This is a genomic window from Flavobacterium weaverense (assembly GCF_003688495.1).
GTDB classification, from domain to species: Bacteria; Bacteroidota; Bacteroidia; order Flavobacteriales; family Flavobacteriaceae; genus Flavobacterium; species Flavobacterium weaverense.
On the sequence record NZ_REFH01000008.1, the window covers coordinates 207755 to 223262 of the forward strand.

General features: G+C 32.5%; 14 protein-coding genes. 5 read left to right on the forward strand and 9 right to left on the reverse strand.

The window, feature by feature from the left end; all coding sequences use genetic code 11:
• The first annotated feature begins 66 nt into the window (after positions 1–66).
• The 3 genes from BC961_RS04560 (at position 67) to BC961_RS04570 (ending at position 2881) form a co-directional block, all read left to right on the forward strand.
• A complete protein-coding gene (locus BC961_RS04560; RefSeq protein ID WP_245980804.1) occupies positions 67–1539 on the forward strand; it encodes a sensor histidine kinase in 1473 nt (490 codons plus the stop codon).
• A gap of 10 nt (positions 1540–1549) precedes the next feature.
• Entirely contained in the window at positions 1550–2332 is a 783-nt protein-coding gene (locus tag BC961_RS04565) for an enoyl-CoA hydratase/isomerase family protein (protein ID WP_121924682.1), read from the forward strand.
• A 144-nt stretch (positions 2333–2476) separates the two neighbouring features.
• Entirely contained in the window at positions 2477–2881 is a 405-nt protein-coding gene (locus BC961_RS04570; RefSeq protein WP_121924683.1) for a hypothetical protein, read from the forward strand.
• A 63-nt stretch (positions 2882–2944) separates the two neighbouring features.
• On the opposite strand, the gene BC961_RS04575 is transcribed toward BC961_RS04570, so the two are convergent.
• The 4 genes from BC961_RS04575 to BC961_RS04590 all read right to left on the reverse strand — a co-directional run bounded on the left by BC961_RS04575 (position 2945) and on the right by BC961_RS04590 (position 6893).
• Entirely contained in the window at positions 2945–3256 is a 312-nt protein-coding gene (locus BC961_RS04575; protein WP_121924684.1) for a GIY-YIG nuclease family protein, read from the reverse strand.
• A gap of 1159 nt (positions 3257–4415) precedes the next feature.
• The gene (locus BC961_RS04580; protein WP_121924685.1) at positions 4416–5069 is read right to left on the reverse strand and encodes an HD domain-containing protein; all 654 of its coding nucleotides are present in this window, start codon (positions 5067–5069) and stop codon (positions 4416–4418) included.
• Positions 5070–5156: 87 nt separating this feature from the next.
• On the reverse strand, positions 5157–6146 hold the full coding sequence (locus BC961_RS04585; protein WP_121924686.1) for an acyl-ACP desaturase: 990 nt from the start codon (positions 6144–6146) through the stop codon (positions 5157–5159).
• Between the two features lie 12 nt (positions 6147–6158).
• On the reverse strand, positions 6159–6893 hold the full coding sequence (locus tag BC961_RS04590) for a lysophospholipid acyltransferase family protein (RefSeq protein ID WP_121924687.1): 735 nt from the start codon (positions 6891–6893) through the stop codon (positions 6159–6161).
• Positions 6894–7018: 125 nt separating this feature from the next.
• On the opposite strand from BC961_RS04590, the gene BC961_RS04595 reads away from it, so the two are divergent.
• Complete coding sequence (locus tag BC961_RS04595; RefSeq protein WP_121924688.1) at positions 7019–7429, forward strand: ribonuclease P protein component; 411 nt, start codon at positions 7019–7021, stop codon at positions 7427–7429.
• Positions 7430–7536: 107 nt separating this feature from the next.
• Complete coding sequence (locus BC961_RS04600) at positions 7537–9174, forward strand: S41 family peptidase (RefSeq protein ID WP_121924689.1); 1638 nt, start codon at positions 7537–7539, stop codon at positions 9172–9174.
• Between the two features lie 3 nt (positions 9175–9177).
• Here the strand turns inward: BC961_RS04600 and BC961_RS04605 are convergent, their stop codons facing one another.
• The 5 genes from BC961_RS04605 to BC961_RS04625 all read right to left on the reverse strand — a co-directional run bounded on the left by BC961_RS04605 (position 9178) and on the right by BC961_RS04625 (position 15492).
• Entirely contained in the window at positions 9178–9624 is a 447-nt protein-coding gene (locus BC961_RS04605; protein WP_121924690.1) for a GNAT family N-acetyltransferase, read from the reverse strand.
• 42 nt (positions 9625–9666) lie between these two features.
• On the reverse strand, positions 9667–10644 hold the full coding sequence (locus BC961_RS04610) for a DUF4837 family protein (protein WP_121924691.1): 978 nt from the start codon (positions 10642–10644) through the stop codon (positions 9667–9669).
• A 48-nt stretch (positions 10645–10692) separates the two neighbouring features.
• Complete coding sequence (locus BC961_RS04615; protein ID WP_121924692.1) at positions 10693–12729, reverse strand: LysM peptidoglycan-binding domain-containing protein; 2037 nt, start codon at positions 12727–12729, stop codon at positions 10693–10695.
• A gap of 301 nt (positions 12730–13030) precedes the next feature.
• Positions 13031–14218 (reverse strand): phosphoglycerate kinase, encoded by a 1188-nt coding sequence (locus tag BC961_RS04620; protein ID WP_121924693.1) that lies wholly within the window; start codon positions 14216–14218, stop codon positions 13031–13033.
• A gap of 299 nt (positions 14219–14517) precedes the next feature.
• Positions 14518–15492 carry a PorP/SprF family type IX secretion system membrane protein gene (locus BC961_RS04625; RefSeq protein ID WP_121924694.1) on the reverse strand — a complete coding sequence of 325 codons (975 nt, stop codon included), beginning with the start codon at positions 15490–15492 and terminating at the stop codon, positions 14518–14520.
• Positions 15493–15508: the final 16 nt, after the last annotated feature.

A 15508-nucleotide genomic window follows, 5' to 3' on the forward strand; every position in this document is an offset into this window, starting at 1 on the left:
TTACGCAAAGATCAATTTAAGATTTTTGTGTCCATTGTGCCTTCTTAGTGTCCTAGTGGTAAAATTATGATCAAAAACTTCAAAATAGCAACGCTTTCATTACGAATCAGAATATTCCTTTCGATGATTGTATTGATATTAATGGCTTCGGTAATCTTAGCGTCTATCTCAATTATTCAGTTTAAAAATGAAGCTAAAGTTTATCACCAGCAGCGACTAGAGCGTAATGAAAATGCTGTGAAGCAACACATCAATTTCGTATTATCCACAACAACATATCCCCTTACTTCTGGTAATCTAGATTTAATTTTCAAAGACAAAATTCATGAATTAGCGCACATTCATAATGTCGAAATCAATATTTATGGCTTAGACGGAAAATTACTTAAATCTTCAAAAGAGTCTTTTTCAGTCGATAAAGTAGCGCCACCTATTCCAAAATACATTTTAAAACTCGTGCGTTCTTCCATTGAAAAGCGCTACGTTGAAATTAAGTCTATTGATGGTAAAAAGAATCGTTCGGCTTTTAGCCAAATCAAAGACGATAAATTTAAACCTTTAGGAATTTTGAATCTGCCCTATGTAGAAGATGATGGCTATTATGAAAATGAGTTAAAAAGCTTTCTAATTCGCTTAGGACAAGTGTACTCCTTTATGCTAATTATGGCTTTTGCATTAGCCTATTTCCTTTCGTCGTATATCACTAAATCATTAAAAACGATTTCTGATAAATTGAGCGAAACCAGTTTGAGTCAGAAAAACGAAAAAATTGTTTTAGAAGCCAGTAGCAAGGAGATTAATCTATTAATAAATTCGTATAACGCGATGGTGGATGAGCTCGAGAAAAGTGCCTTAAAATTAGCGCAGAGTGAAAGAGAGGAAGCTTGGCGCGAAATGGCTAAACAAGTAGCCCATGAAATAAAGAATCCGCTTACTCCAATGCGATTGACTGTTCAGAGTTTTCAACGTAAATTTGATCCAAGCGACCCCAACGTAAAGCAAAAAATGAATGATTATTCTGAAACTTTAATCCAGCAAATTGATACGATGACAGCAGTTGCCTCGGCATTTTCAAACTTTGCTTCGATGCCGGCACAGCAAAATGAAACGTTAAATGTGGTTGAAGTTGTCGAACTTGCAATGGATATTTTTAATGAAGATTACATCCAAGTTATAAGCGATTTACCAAAAATTATTTCAGTAATAGACAGAACGCAGCTCATCCGTATTATCACTAATTTAGCTAAGAACGCTATACAATCTATCCCAGAACAGCAAGAAGAAAAATCGGTGATTGTTAGAATTAGAAAAGAAGACAACAATGTATTAATCACATTTGCAGATAATGGCATTGGGATTCAACCTAAGGATAGAGCTAGAATATTCGAGCCAAAATTCACCACTAAAAGTAGTGGGATGGGTCTTGGTCTTGGAATAATAAAAAACATTATCGAAAATTATAAAGGAACAATTACCTTTGATACAGAATTTGGGAAAGGAACAACTTTCACCGTAACTCTTCCTATAATTAACACTTAAAACTACCATTATGACTTACGAAAATATTTTAGTAACAACTGAAAACAATATCGCAACTCTTACTATTAACCGTCCATCAAAGTTAAATGCGTTGAATGTGGCAACGATTAATGAGCTGCACAAAGCTTTTAAAAAGTTAGAAAAAGACAATGAAGTTCAAGTGATTTTGCTAACCGGAAGTGGAGAGAAAGCGTTTGTAGCTGGAGCTGATATTTCTGAATTTGCTAATTTTTCTGTTGAACAAGGAATGAAATTAGCGGCAGAAGGTCAAGAAAAATTATTTGATTTTGTTGAGAATTTAAAAACACCTGTAATTGCAGCCGTCAATGGATTCGCATTAGGTGGCGGACTAGAATTAGCTATGGCATGTCATTTCAGAATAGCTTCAGATAATGCAAAAATGGGACTACCAGAAGTTTCCTTAGGAGTAATTCCAGGTTACGGAGGAACGCAAAGACTGCCACAACTTATTGGGAAAGGTCGCGCTATGGAAATGATTATGACTGCTGGAATGATCAATGCTGAAGAAGCTCATAGAAATGGACTTGTAAATCATGTAGTATCACAAACGGAATTGTTGGAGTTTTGTACTACCATTGCTCAAAAAATAATTAAAAATTCACCTAATGCGATTAGCAAAGCGATAAAAGCAGTCAACGCTAACTTTAAAGAAGGTAAAAATGGCTACGAAACGGAAATCAAAGCTTTCGGAAAATGTTTCGGAACCGAAGATTTTAAAGAAGGTACAACAGCATTCTTAGAAAAAAGAAAAGCATTGTTCACAGGAAAATAAGACTAAAAAGAGAGCCAAATGGCTCTCTTTTTACTTAAAAATAACAATATTGAAAATAATTTTTCAGAAAATAGATTTGGTTTGCTCTACAAAACCTAATTTTGTACTCCCTTTTGGGCACTTACAATCATAAAAAATAATTCTATGTCCTACCAACCTATATTTGCTGAATTTTGGGAAAAAGTAAAAGAAAGTATTACTGATAAAACTTACGCTAAATTGACACTTGCCAAAACAATTGGTGATACCGATTTGAAGAATATTTACGTTCGACCTGTTTTATTAGACAACGATGTTTTTGCTCTTTCGCTTACAGCAAAATATAAAACGGAGGAAATTGAGTCTACTCATACTTTAGACGAAGCTTTTATGGTATTAGCTCCCTACATGAATAATCCATTTTTGACTGCGCTTCTGTTCACTACCGAAAAGGATATTACTTTTAAGTTGAATAAGAAAAGAGTAGCAAGCATTGTTGAAAAATCACCTACTTTTAAAAACGCTTCTGATGTAATTATTGCAATGAAGGAAAAAGGAATTTCGATTTAGGATTTTGTGTTCGTCATGTATAATCTTTATTAATATTATTACTCAAGATTATGTTTGTATGTTCTAATCAAAATGAGAATTAAGAAATTGTAGTTCTGGATTAAAGCTTTTGATTAAATCTAATTTTAATTCTCTTCTAAAGTCTTTGATTTCTTTTTCTCTAGTAAGCGCAAGTTGAATCCAGCCGAAATGTTCATAATAAATTAAAAATTCGACATTATAACGAGCACTAAAACTATGAGGATTAATTTTTTCTTTATGCTCGTTCAGTCTTCTCCTTAAATTATTAGTGACACCAGTATATAAAACAGTTTTGTTTTTATTAGTCAAAATGTAAACATAAAAGTTATAAATTCCTTCAGTGTATTCAATCATTTTTTTATAAAAATAATAATTGATTCTTTATAAGACAAACATTATAAGCTATTTGAGTGATTATTATGTGATAACATATAACTCTGATTGATTTTTATAATGAGCGTAGAAACACTTGCAGCGTGCCAAATGTGGTAGAGAGTCTGTTTAAAAAAATACTTTGGTTTAATTATCGCACAGACACTCATTACTAATTTGTCATTCCGGAGGAATCTCAACAATTAATCAATTTCAAAAATCGATAGCAACGAGACGCTTCCAGCGAGACAAATGTGGTAGAGCGAATTTGTTTAAAAAGTACCGTGGTTTAATTATCGCACAGACACTCATTATTAATTTGTCATTCCGGAGGAATCTCAACAATTACATATAGACAAAAATCAATAGCAATAAGACGCTTCCAGCGTGACAAACGTTATAGATAGAGTTAATTTTAAAAGTATTTTACTTAGTTACCCAAGGTAATAAACTGGACTAATTTGTCATTACGGAAGAATCTCAACAATTATTCAATTACAAAAATCAATAGCAGTGAGACGCTTACAGCGTGACAAACGTTGTAGAGAAACTCTCTTTAAAAAAGCGCTTTGATTTAATTAGCTGAGTTACAAACTATACTATTTTGTCATTACGGAGGAATCTCAACAATTACATATAGACAAAAATCAATAGCAATGAGACGCTTCCAGCGTGACAAATGTGGTAGAGCGAGTTTGTTTAAAAAGTACAGTGGTTTAATTATCGCACAGACACTCATTACTAATTTGTCATTCTGGAGGAATCTCAACAATCACTTTAGTACAAAAATACAATGTTAATGAGACGCTTCCAGCGTGACAAACGTGGTAGAGAGAGTTTGTTTAAAAAAGCGTTTTTAGTTAGTTAGCCAGGGTAATGAACTGGACTAATTTGTCACTCCGTAGGAATCTCAACAATTAATTAGATACAAAAATTAATAGTAAAGAGACGCTTCCAGCGTGACAAACGTGGTGGAAAGAGTTTGTTTATAAAAGTGTTTTAGTTTAATTACCGCAACGACAAATTATCCTCTTTTGTCATTCCGGAGGAATCTCAACAATCACTTATTTACAAAAATTATACTAAGACAATTAAAAAGCTATTATTGCAATGAAAGAAAAATGAATTTCGATCTAGAACCTTACTTCTCCCCTTCCCATTCTGCGTAAAATTGAGATAAAAATCCTTGCATATAAAGATGTCTTTCAGTCGCTATTTGCTTTCCAGTCTCAGTATTCATTTTATCTTTAAGTAGAAATAACTTCTCATAAAAATGATTAATGGTAGGTGAAGCACTTTTTTTGTACTCGTCCTTAGTCATTTTAGTATTCGGTGCGATTTTAGGATCATAGATTGCTCTATTTTTGAAACCTCCATAATTAAACATTCTAGCTATTCCAATAGCGCCTAAAGCATCTAATCGATCTGCATCTTGAACAATATCTAATTCTTTAGAGTGGAACTCCTTTTCAAAATTTCCTCCCTTAAAAGAGATGTTTTCAATGATTTTAATAACATGATCAATTGTAGCCTCATCAGTTTCTTCAGCTTCTAAAAATTCACGTGCTATTTTTGGACCAATAGTCTCATCACCATCATGAAATTTACTATCGGCAATATCATGAAGCAACGCTCCTAATTGTACTACAGCAGTGTCACAAACTTCATTTTTAGAAATCAGTATTGCATTTCTATATACTCTTTCAATGTGAAACCAGTCATGACCACCTTCGGCATTTTCTAGTTTTGCTTTAACGAAAGATATTGTTTTACTTATTAAATCAGACTTTATCATTATTTATGTACTCTTAAAAAAAATGTTGAATTCTAAAGCTATTACTTTAAAATTCAACACTTATATATTTATTTAGAACTCTAAAATTTATCTTATTACAGCCGGCTCTACCCATTTAAAAATATGAGATTCTTGCGGAATCACTAATCGTTCTGAAACTCTTGCCATTCTTGCTGGTAATTTCATTAAATAATCACGCGCTTTCTCTGCTTCATCTGTTAATCCGCTCATTTTATCGATTTCCCATTTGTCAATCAATTTTTGCATAATATCGACATAATCTGCAGCGGTGTAAACACCAATTCTTTGAGCCGAATCAGAAAACTGTTCAAATGCTGAACTTATTTTCTCACCTGATTCTCTTAAGAAATGAGCAGGCATAACGATTTTAGCTTTCATCATATATTGAAAAGCAAGCATCATTTCACTTGGATCTACTTGAAAAATACGAGTTACAAATTCGCTATATGCATGATGATGGCGCATTTCGTCACCAGCAATCATTTTACACATTTTAGACAATTTGTTGTCACCATATTTCTTAGCCATTTGTGCTACTCTATTATGAGAAACGTAAGTCGCTAATTCTTGAAAACTAGTGTACACGAAGTTTTTGTATGGATCTCTACCGGTTCCAATATCAAAACCATCATTGATAAGATGTTGCGTAGTCATTTCGACTTCACGCATATTAACACGACCAGACAAGTACAAGTACTTGTTTAATAAATCACCGTGACGATTTTCCTCACCAGTCCACTGTCTGATCCATTTTGACCAGCCATTTCTTTCCACATTATCAATTCCCTCAACATCCATTAACCACGATTCGTATGTTGGCAATGCTTCTTCAGTAATAGTATCTCCTACTAAAGTTACCCAGAAATCATATGGTAATTCTTTTGCAATTTCACGTAATTCTTTTACCTCATCAAAAAAAGTATCACTCTGAGAATCAGGCAAAAAATCTGTAGGCTGCCATATTTTTTCTACTGGGATTAGATACTGATCGACAAAGCTATCTACGTTTTTTTCTAAAAACTGCATTACTTCTAATCGAATATTTTTTATTGACATTATATGTATGTATTAAATTTTTATTCCTTGAACAACTGCTTTTTCCGTGATTTCCATCAATTCAGAAAATTCATAATCTTTAACCGCAATTGGTTGATGTACTACAAAGGTAAGGCGATTTCCTAAACCTAAAGGGAAAAACCCATATTTTACGACTTTCCAGGAATTATTAATACTAACTGGAACAACATAAGCAGATGGAGCATATTTACATAAAATTTTCAAACCACTTTGTGCAAATTCTTTCGGTTTCCCGGTTTTACTTCTAGTTCCTTCTGGAAAAATAACTGCCGAACGATTATTAACTTCTATATATTCACCAAGACCTTTTATCGCTGGAATCGCTTGCTTAGGATCTTTTCGATCAATAAGAACTGATCCACCGTGGCGTAAATTAAATGACACACTAGGTATACCGCTTCCTAATTCTTTTTTACTTACAAATTTACAATGAAAACGACGAAAAAACCAAATCATGGCAATTATATCGTACATACTTTGATGATTTGAAACAAAAATTAACGGTACGTTTTTAGGAATACTTTCTATATTCTCAAATTTATAGGTAGTGCCTAAAATATTAGTGCATCTCAGCAAGAAAAAATTAAGATAATCGACACTTACTTTGTGTGCGTGATAACCAAAAACATTAAAACAAACCCACTGAATTGGATGAAAAACAAGCAATGTCAGACCGAAAAATAAATAATAAATTACGGAAATAGGATACGAAATTATTTTTTGCATGCATTAAAAATTAACTGCAAAAGTAAGAAATATATTTTTAGCGCTATTTAAATCCAAAACAATATATCGACTCAGCGTTTAATTGTAACTTTGCTTTTCAAAAATTACGCCTTTTTTCTATCAAAATGAATTTCAAGTACCCAAAAAACGAAAAGCTAAAAAGTAAAATCACTATCGGTTTATTATTTACTGAAGGGAAATCAGTTTCAAAATATCCTTTGCGTTTAGTTTATAAGGCAGGTACTTTTGGCGAAGGCGAGAAAATTAAAATGGGAGTTTCAGTTTCAAAGCGAAACTTTAAAAAAGCAGTCGATCGCAATTATTTTAAGAGAATTCTCCGCGAAACTTATCGACTTAACAAACATTTATTGATTGACAATTTAGATCAACCTTATTCTTTTATGTTTTTTTATCAAACGAAAGACAGATTGTCTTATGATGAAATAAATACTAAAACGATTCAACTCTTTGAGAAATTTATAGCTCAAAATTGTTCAAAAAACATTCCACAGAGCGAGCCAATTCCAGAAATCTAGTCCTATACTTATTACAATATGTAAGCATCTTAATTTGCTCGTTTCTTGGGCAAAATTATTCGTGATTTATTTCTAATTTAGTGTTTTCTAATTTAGTCCATAAAATCATGAATTTCTCCTTTCCAAAAAAAGTCATAATACCTATCGTAGCCTCTGCATTTCTATTTATAGGCACTAGTTTCAAAGATGATTTTTTTGAAATAGCGAAGCAAATCGAAATATTCACTACGCTATTTAAGGAATTAAATAAGAATTATGTAGATGAGACTAACCCCGGAGATTTAATGGACAAGGCAATCAAAGGAATGTTAGCAAGTCTAGATCCGTACACGGTTTATTTCAACGAGCAAGATGTAATGCGATTTAAAATAAATAATACAGGAGAATACACAGGGATTGGTGCTGTTTTATCTCGAAAAAAAGAGCAACTAATCATCAAAGAAGTTTACAAGAACTTTCCGGCAGACAAAGCAAGATTAAAAGCAGGAGATGAGATTATTCAAGTAGGCGGTATACTTTTATCAGAATATAAAGATGAGGCTTCAAATCTATTCAAAGGGACGAAAAACACTAAAATAGATATTAAATACATTAGACAAGGAAAAGTAAATACAACTCAAATTATTCTTGATGAAGTAGAAATAAAATCAGTTCCTTTCTTTGCAAAAATCGACGATAAAACGGGTTACATCGTTTTAGCTCGTTTTAATAAAAAAGCATCGCAGGAAACTAAAGATGCTTTGGAGCAATTAAAAAACGAAGGTGCTGAACGAATTATTTTAGATGTAAGAGATAATCCTGGTGGATTGTTAAACGAAGCTGTGAATATTTGTAATTTATTTGTTGCAAAAAATGAAACCATTGTGACAACAAAATCGAAAATTGAAAAACATACTAGCACTTATAAAACGACAAAGGATCCTGTTGACACTCAAATTCCGTTAATTATACTTGTCAATGATCGCAGTGCTTCAGCATCAGAGATTGTGGCTGGTGCTTTACAGGATTTAGATCGTGCTGTTGTGTTGGGAAGTCGCAGTTTTGGTAAGGGATTGGTACAAAGACCAGTTGATTTAACCTTTGGTACCCAACTCAAAGTAACTATTTCGAGATATTATACGCCATCGGGAAGATGTATTCAAGCATTGGATTATTCGAAAAAAGACAAAAATGGTATGGCTATTAAAACTGACGAGAAGAATTTTAATGCTTTTAAAACAAGAAAAGGACGAACTGTTTATGATGGCGGTGGAATCCAACCTGACGTGGAGCTCGAAGAAACTAAATCAAGTCCGATAACCAATGCATTACTACGAAATGACGGAATTTTTAATTATGTGACCAGTTATTATTATAAAAATCCAAATCTAGGCACTAAAATTCCCGTAATAACTGACGCTGACTATTCTGATTTTAAGCAATTCCTAAAAGCTCAAAAATTCTCTTTTGATACTGAAACGGAAATAGCATTGAAGAACACTTTGGCTGTAGCCAAAAAAGAAAAACTAGACGAATCCATTCAAGCCGAATACCAACAGCTATTATCAGCGCTTCAAAAAACTGAAAATAGTTTACTAGATAAAAATCAAAAGGAAATCAAAAATTTGATGGTTGATGAAATCATAAAAAGATATCAATATCAAGAAGGTTTGTACCAATATTACATTCAAAACAATGCTGAGATTAAAAGAGCGACTGCACTTTTAGGAAATACTAACGCTTACAATACGATTCTCAAAATATAAAAATTATTCCTTGATCATCTCGATATGTGGAATATCATCTTCTAAATACATTTCGCTGGTTTGCACAAAGCCGTGGCTTTCATAAAATTTTTTAAGGTACAATTGTGCGCCTATAGTAATTGCGCTTTCACCAAAGTGATTTTGAATTCCTGCTATAGATTCTCGCATTAAATCGTGACCCCATTTTCTATCTCTGTAATTGGCAGCAACGGTAACACGACCTATTGACGCATTATCAAAACTAATACCTGGTTTGAATAGTCTGGCATGGGCAACAATTTTACCTTCAAATTCACCAATAAGATGTAAAGCTAATTTGTCTTTACCATCAAGATCTAAATAAACACAATTTTGCTCAACCACAAAAATTTCGCTTCTTAGTTGTAATAAATCATATAGTTCGTGAACAGAAAGTGCGTCAAAGGATTTAATGTTCCACTGTATAGCCATAGGTAGGTTGCTTTATAAAATGCAAATTAAAGAAATTAATAATTACCTTTTATTAATAGTAACTGATTTTATAATAGCTTCTAATTCATGCATTAAATCTCTCTTATCCTTTGAAGGGGCATAGCAAAAACCTTCTAACACTAAGATTCGATTATATTCAGGATCAATTATAGCATAATTAATAAAAGGACCAGACATGAAATCATTGTTTAATTGCCAAGTTCCTTTTGTTTCATAAGCTTCTTTTCCATCTTGATTGCTTTTAAAAAGGTACGGTGCATACGCTTCTTCAGTAAGCATATTTGTATTCGGTTCTTTGCCACTTATATATAAATTCCCAATAGAATCGCGCATTTTAACGATGCAGCTAATTAAATCTCCTTTACGATTAATAGTGTTTAGCGGAACTTGATAAATTAAAATGCTGTTATTTCCACCTATTATTTCCTTCTTCAACCACATGAAATTACTTTTTTGAAGAACATACACGTAACCAGTTGGGATTTGTACTGAAATATGAAACTTATTACCAATCACTTTAGGATCTATCAACGTTTGGCTGTTGATTTTTTGGGTTTCCAAAATTTCACCTTCCTTAATAATCTGAATCATTTTTGGAGCGTTCTTTTCGATACAACTTATAATATCTGCTCCCGTTTTTCCTGAGATGTGAAACACATTTTGAGGTGATGCGTATTGATCTTTACGGATTTCAAACTTGTTCTCTTCGGCTTTCTTCACAACGATTATTGCTCGCGTGTCAGTCATGAATCCTTCGAGTAGTTTTGTTGGATACTGATTGATGTTGAATAATGGTTCTTCTTGAGGCAAACCAATTACTGGTGAAGCAAATTTATTTCGAATGCTATCACCAATATCTCCATTCCATAATTGATCATCAATGATGACAGAAATGGTGTTTATTTTTCCAACTGTTTTGCGAGGTAGCGCTTCATTTTCTTTTTTACAAGAAAATAATAACAGCGAAACAAAGAAAAATATAATATGGGTTTTATTCATAACTAATTTGCTAATAGATAAAACCCAAATTTATAGAAGTTTATTCTATTATCCGTTAATTTTCAACTTCATTCCAGGTTTAATGTCTTCACTGCGAATATCATTCCATTTTTTTAAGTCGGAAATAGTAATTCCAGGATATTTTTTAGCAATACTAAATAAAGAATCTCCTTTTTTAACGTAATAATCTGTCGTTGCTTTATTTGAAGCTGCTGTATTATTTCCTTTAGTTTTGAATGAATTTACAGTTGCTTTGTCAGTTACAATTACAACCTCATCCTTAGCAACAATTAAATTTTTACCGACAGAAATAGTGTTATCTCGAAGTTTATTCCATTGTCTCAACTCCGCTAGAGAAGTTCCAAATTTAGTAGCGATACCTCCTAAGTTATCACCTTTTTGAACAGTATACTCAATATCTTTTCGCTCTTGAACTAGTGCGATATCTTCTTTAGGACTCAACTCCTTTTTTGCTACCTGCAACGAAATTCCAAACTGCACATTTTCATTTGCGAGATTATTCCATTCTTGAATTTCAGCTACAGTAACATTATATTTTTGAGCAATACTACCTAAATTATCTCCTTTTTGAACTACATAAACAGAAGCTAAATCTGCTGCTGTAGCAATAGTTTTTTCTTCTTTGTTAGATTTTGATGCTACAGATTGATTTTTCGAATTAAGCTCTGACGACGCATTATCAATTTTTATATCTTTATTGATAACTTTACTGGTCGTTTCTGTTCTAATGATTTTCAAATTTCTACCGTAAGCAATTGAGTTACTTTTAAGATTATTCCATTTTTTTAATTGAGAAATAGATACATCATATTTGTTTGCTACCGCACCCAAGTTATCACCTCGTTTAACTTTATAAAAAGTAGTTTTTATAACCCTATTATTTTGATATGAAACGCTTGTATTATTTCTTGAAGCAACTGCTTTGCCTGCTTGAAATGGTCTTTCGCGACCTTCTAATTGATATTGCGTATAAGCATAGATCTGATCTTCATTAGAAGCAAAAATTGCAATTTTATCTTGCGGCAATCTTAAATAGTGGTTCTGCTCTTTATACGATGGTACAACATTCAATTTATAAGACGGATTTAAAAGTTGCAATTGTGCAATGGGAACATCTAGTAAATCTCCTATTTGTTTAAAAGACATTTGTTGCTTGATCATAATAGTATCAGTGGCAAAATGCTTTATCGCTGCTCTTTGAGGTACAATTCCGTGTTCCTTATGGTATTCGTAAAGATACATCGTGGCTAAAAAAGCAGGAACATACCCTTGAGTTTCCTTGGGAAGGTTTTTTCTAATGTTCCAATAATTTTTTTGTCCTCCAGAACGTCTTATCGCTTTAGATACATTTCCTGGACCTGAATTATAAGAAGCCAAAACTAAATCCCAATCGCCAAACATTTTATACATATTAGTCATGTACTGAGTTGCGGCTGCACTAGATTTTAAAGGATCACTACGCTCATCGACATACGAATCAATTTTAAGACCGTATTGCTTTCCTGTATGATACATAAATTGCCATAAGCCCGTAGCGCCCATTTTAGAAACTGCTTTTGGGTTTAAAGCGGACTCAACAACAGCAAGATATTTTATCTCTAAAGGAACATTTTGTTTTGCTAATGCTTCTTCAAATATTGGGAAGTAATATTCTGAGACACCCATAAGTCGCTCAAAAGATTTTTTTCTATTCTTCAAAAATGATTTGATGATATTTTCTAATCCTTGATTGTATTCTATATTAAAAGGTGATTTAGCATCCATTGCCGCTAATCTTTCTTTTAAAAGATCTGTTGGTAATTCATAGTCAACCGAAGCGTCAATATTTACATTTTGAATATCCTCAGTAATGGAATTAAATAAATCTAAACTTACTAATTCGTTCATCCACAAACTATCTACTCGAGAAGCTAATGCATTGTTAACAAAGGAGTTCTTAATAGAATCTAAATAGGATAATTTTGTTTCAAATTTCTCAGATACTTTATTTTCATAGCTTTCTTGCGAAAATAACTGTACTGATAACAATAGAAAAAACGATAGGGTGGTATTTTTTATACTCATAGTTTTACGATCAAAGATCTATATTTCAAATGATTACAAAGCTCAATTTTTACAAACTTAGTAGCTTAAAACTAAAAATTTCTTTATTTATTGTTAAAAATGTAATATTTCGTCTATTTGTGCAGAAATTTCGACTGATTCTCTATGAAAATGTCATTAAACGAATAATTCAATATGTTTTTGAACGAAAAAACCTTAACAACAGAGTTATTGTTAAGGTTTTAAGAAACGTTTATGTAATTAATACTTTAAGAGCGCTATTTTTAAGTTTCTAAAAAGTAATTTGTGATTTCTATTATAATTAATCTAAAATAGCTGCAATTCCAGGAAGTACTTTTCCTTCTAGCATTTCTAACATTGCGCCACCACCTGTTGAAACATAGCTTACTTTATCTTCTAAACCAAACTGTTTTACTGCTGCCACAGAGTCACCACCACCCACAAGTGAGAAAGCGCCGTTAGCAGTTGAATCTGCTATAAAGTTTCCTAAAGTAATAGTTCCATTGGCAAAATTTTCCATTTCGAATACTCCCAAAGGACCGTTCCAAAGAATCGTTTTTGAATCCATTATCACTTTTTTAAAGTTCTCTAATGATTTTGGACCCGCATCTAAACCTTGCCATCCGTCAGGAATTTTATCTACAGCTACAATTTGAGTTTCTGCATCGTTAGAAAAAGCATTGGCTGCAACAACATCAACAGGAATATGAATTTCTACTCCTTTTTCCTTGGCTAATCGCAAAATCTCTAGCGCTAATTCTTGTTTGTCATCTTCACAAATAGAATTACCAATTTTTCCTCCTAATGCTTTCACAAACGTAAAAGTCATTCCACCACCTATTATCATGTGGTCCACTTTATCTAGAATATTTTCTATTACAGTAATTTTAGAAGAGACTTTTGATCCTCCTAGAACTGCTGTAACGGGTTTTTGACTGTTTTTTAAAACCTTATTTAAACTTTCAATTTCTTTTGACAATAACAATCCAAAACATTTTTCTTTTGAAAAAAATTGTGCAATAATAGTTGTTGAAGCATGTGCTCTGTGCGCAGTTCCAAAAGCGTCATTTACGTAAATATCACCTAGCGACGCTAACTCTTTAGCAAAAGCAACATCTCCAGCTTCTTCTTCGGCATGAAAGCGTAAGTTTTCTAACAATAAAACCTCTCCAGATTTTAAATTTGAAGCAGCACTTGAAGCTTCTTCACCAATACAATTTGAAACAAACTGAACTGGTACTCCTAATATTTCTGAAGTTGTGGATAGAATATGTTTCAATGAATACTTTTCCTCTACTCCTTTTGGTCTGCCTAAATGCGACATCAAAATTACACTTCCACCCTGCGCAAGAATTGCGTCGATGGTTGGTTTTGCTGCTTCAATTCGTGTTGTATCTGTTACTTTGAAGTTTTCATCCAAAGGAACATTGAAATCAACTCTTATTATAGCTTTTTTATTTTTGAAATCGAAATCACTTAAAGTTTTCATTGGTTTGTTTTTTAGTTTATTTTCTTAGAAAGAGCAACAAATATAGAACTTTTAAGGACTCCCCATATTTGAAAAAATTAAATAAATGCATCACAAAGCAACGAAAACGTTGTAATACCGTTAGAATTTCGCTTTACTGCTCCTCTTTATACGACTTAGTTTAAGAATCTATTAGCTTGACAAACTAAATAGTAAAACTAATTGTGAAAAAATTGACACATGATTATATTTAGTGTGTCATTCCAGAATTTAATACTAACAAAACGTATTACTTAAAAATAATTATTAAGTAATACGTTTTATTCATGAACTGGACTTTGCGTGCAAGGGCAATTACTAATTCCTTGTAAAAAATCAAGTCCTATTGTAATCACATGAGTTCCTGAATTATAAGCAGCAATTTTATTTACAGTAACTTGATAGGAATATCCAAAATAGAAACCAGACTTTTTGAATCCCGCCATCGGCCCTACATTTAATGGCTTTGCTACTTGATCATTTAGAAAACGATAGGATAACCCAGCCCAATAATAATCATCATATCTGTTGAATTTACGATATTTAATATTTAAATCGGTGCTAGAACGTCCATCGCTTTCAAAATATTGGATGTAAGTAGATGGCTCTAATTCCGCCCTACCATCACTAGGTAATTTCATCACATAGCCAGAATATAATTGGTAATTTCTAAGCAAATTTGGTTCCAAAACAGAAAAACGATTGGTTAATTTATTTAAAATATTGTTAGCGTTTACGCTTACATAATAATTTTTGTTTCTGTATAAAAAACCAACATCAAAATTATGATTTGAAATAGAACGATTGTCAGTAATGTAAGGGTCAGGAAATGGTCGGTCATAAGTATTAGTGAACTGATCAATATCTATTTTAAAATTATTGAGGTTATAAGAAATACCAAAAGACAAATATTGTTTTGAATAATAATCTAAAATTAAGTGGTGTGCAAAAGACACTTTTGCTCCCGTTTGCTTTGTATATCCGTTGCTATCATTATATAGCGAAATACCTATACCGGATTGGTCTGCAATTCTAAAATCTGCATAGATGGATTGATTATCTGGTGCATCTTTTATACCCACCCATTGCGTCAGTCCATTAGCTCTAATTCTTAAGTTGTCACCAATTCCTGCAAATGTAGGAGAAACTACAAAATTATTATCGGCTAGATATTGGGTGAAAACCGGTAAATTTAACTCTTGACTGTAAACCGTTGTTACAGCCAAAAGCAATAATGATACTATTATTTTTTTCATTTGACTACTTATCATT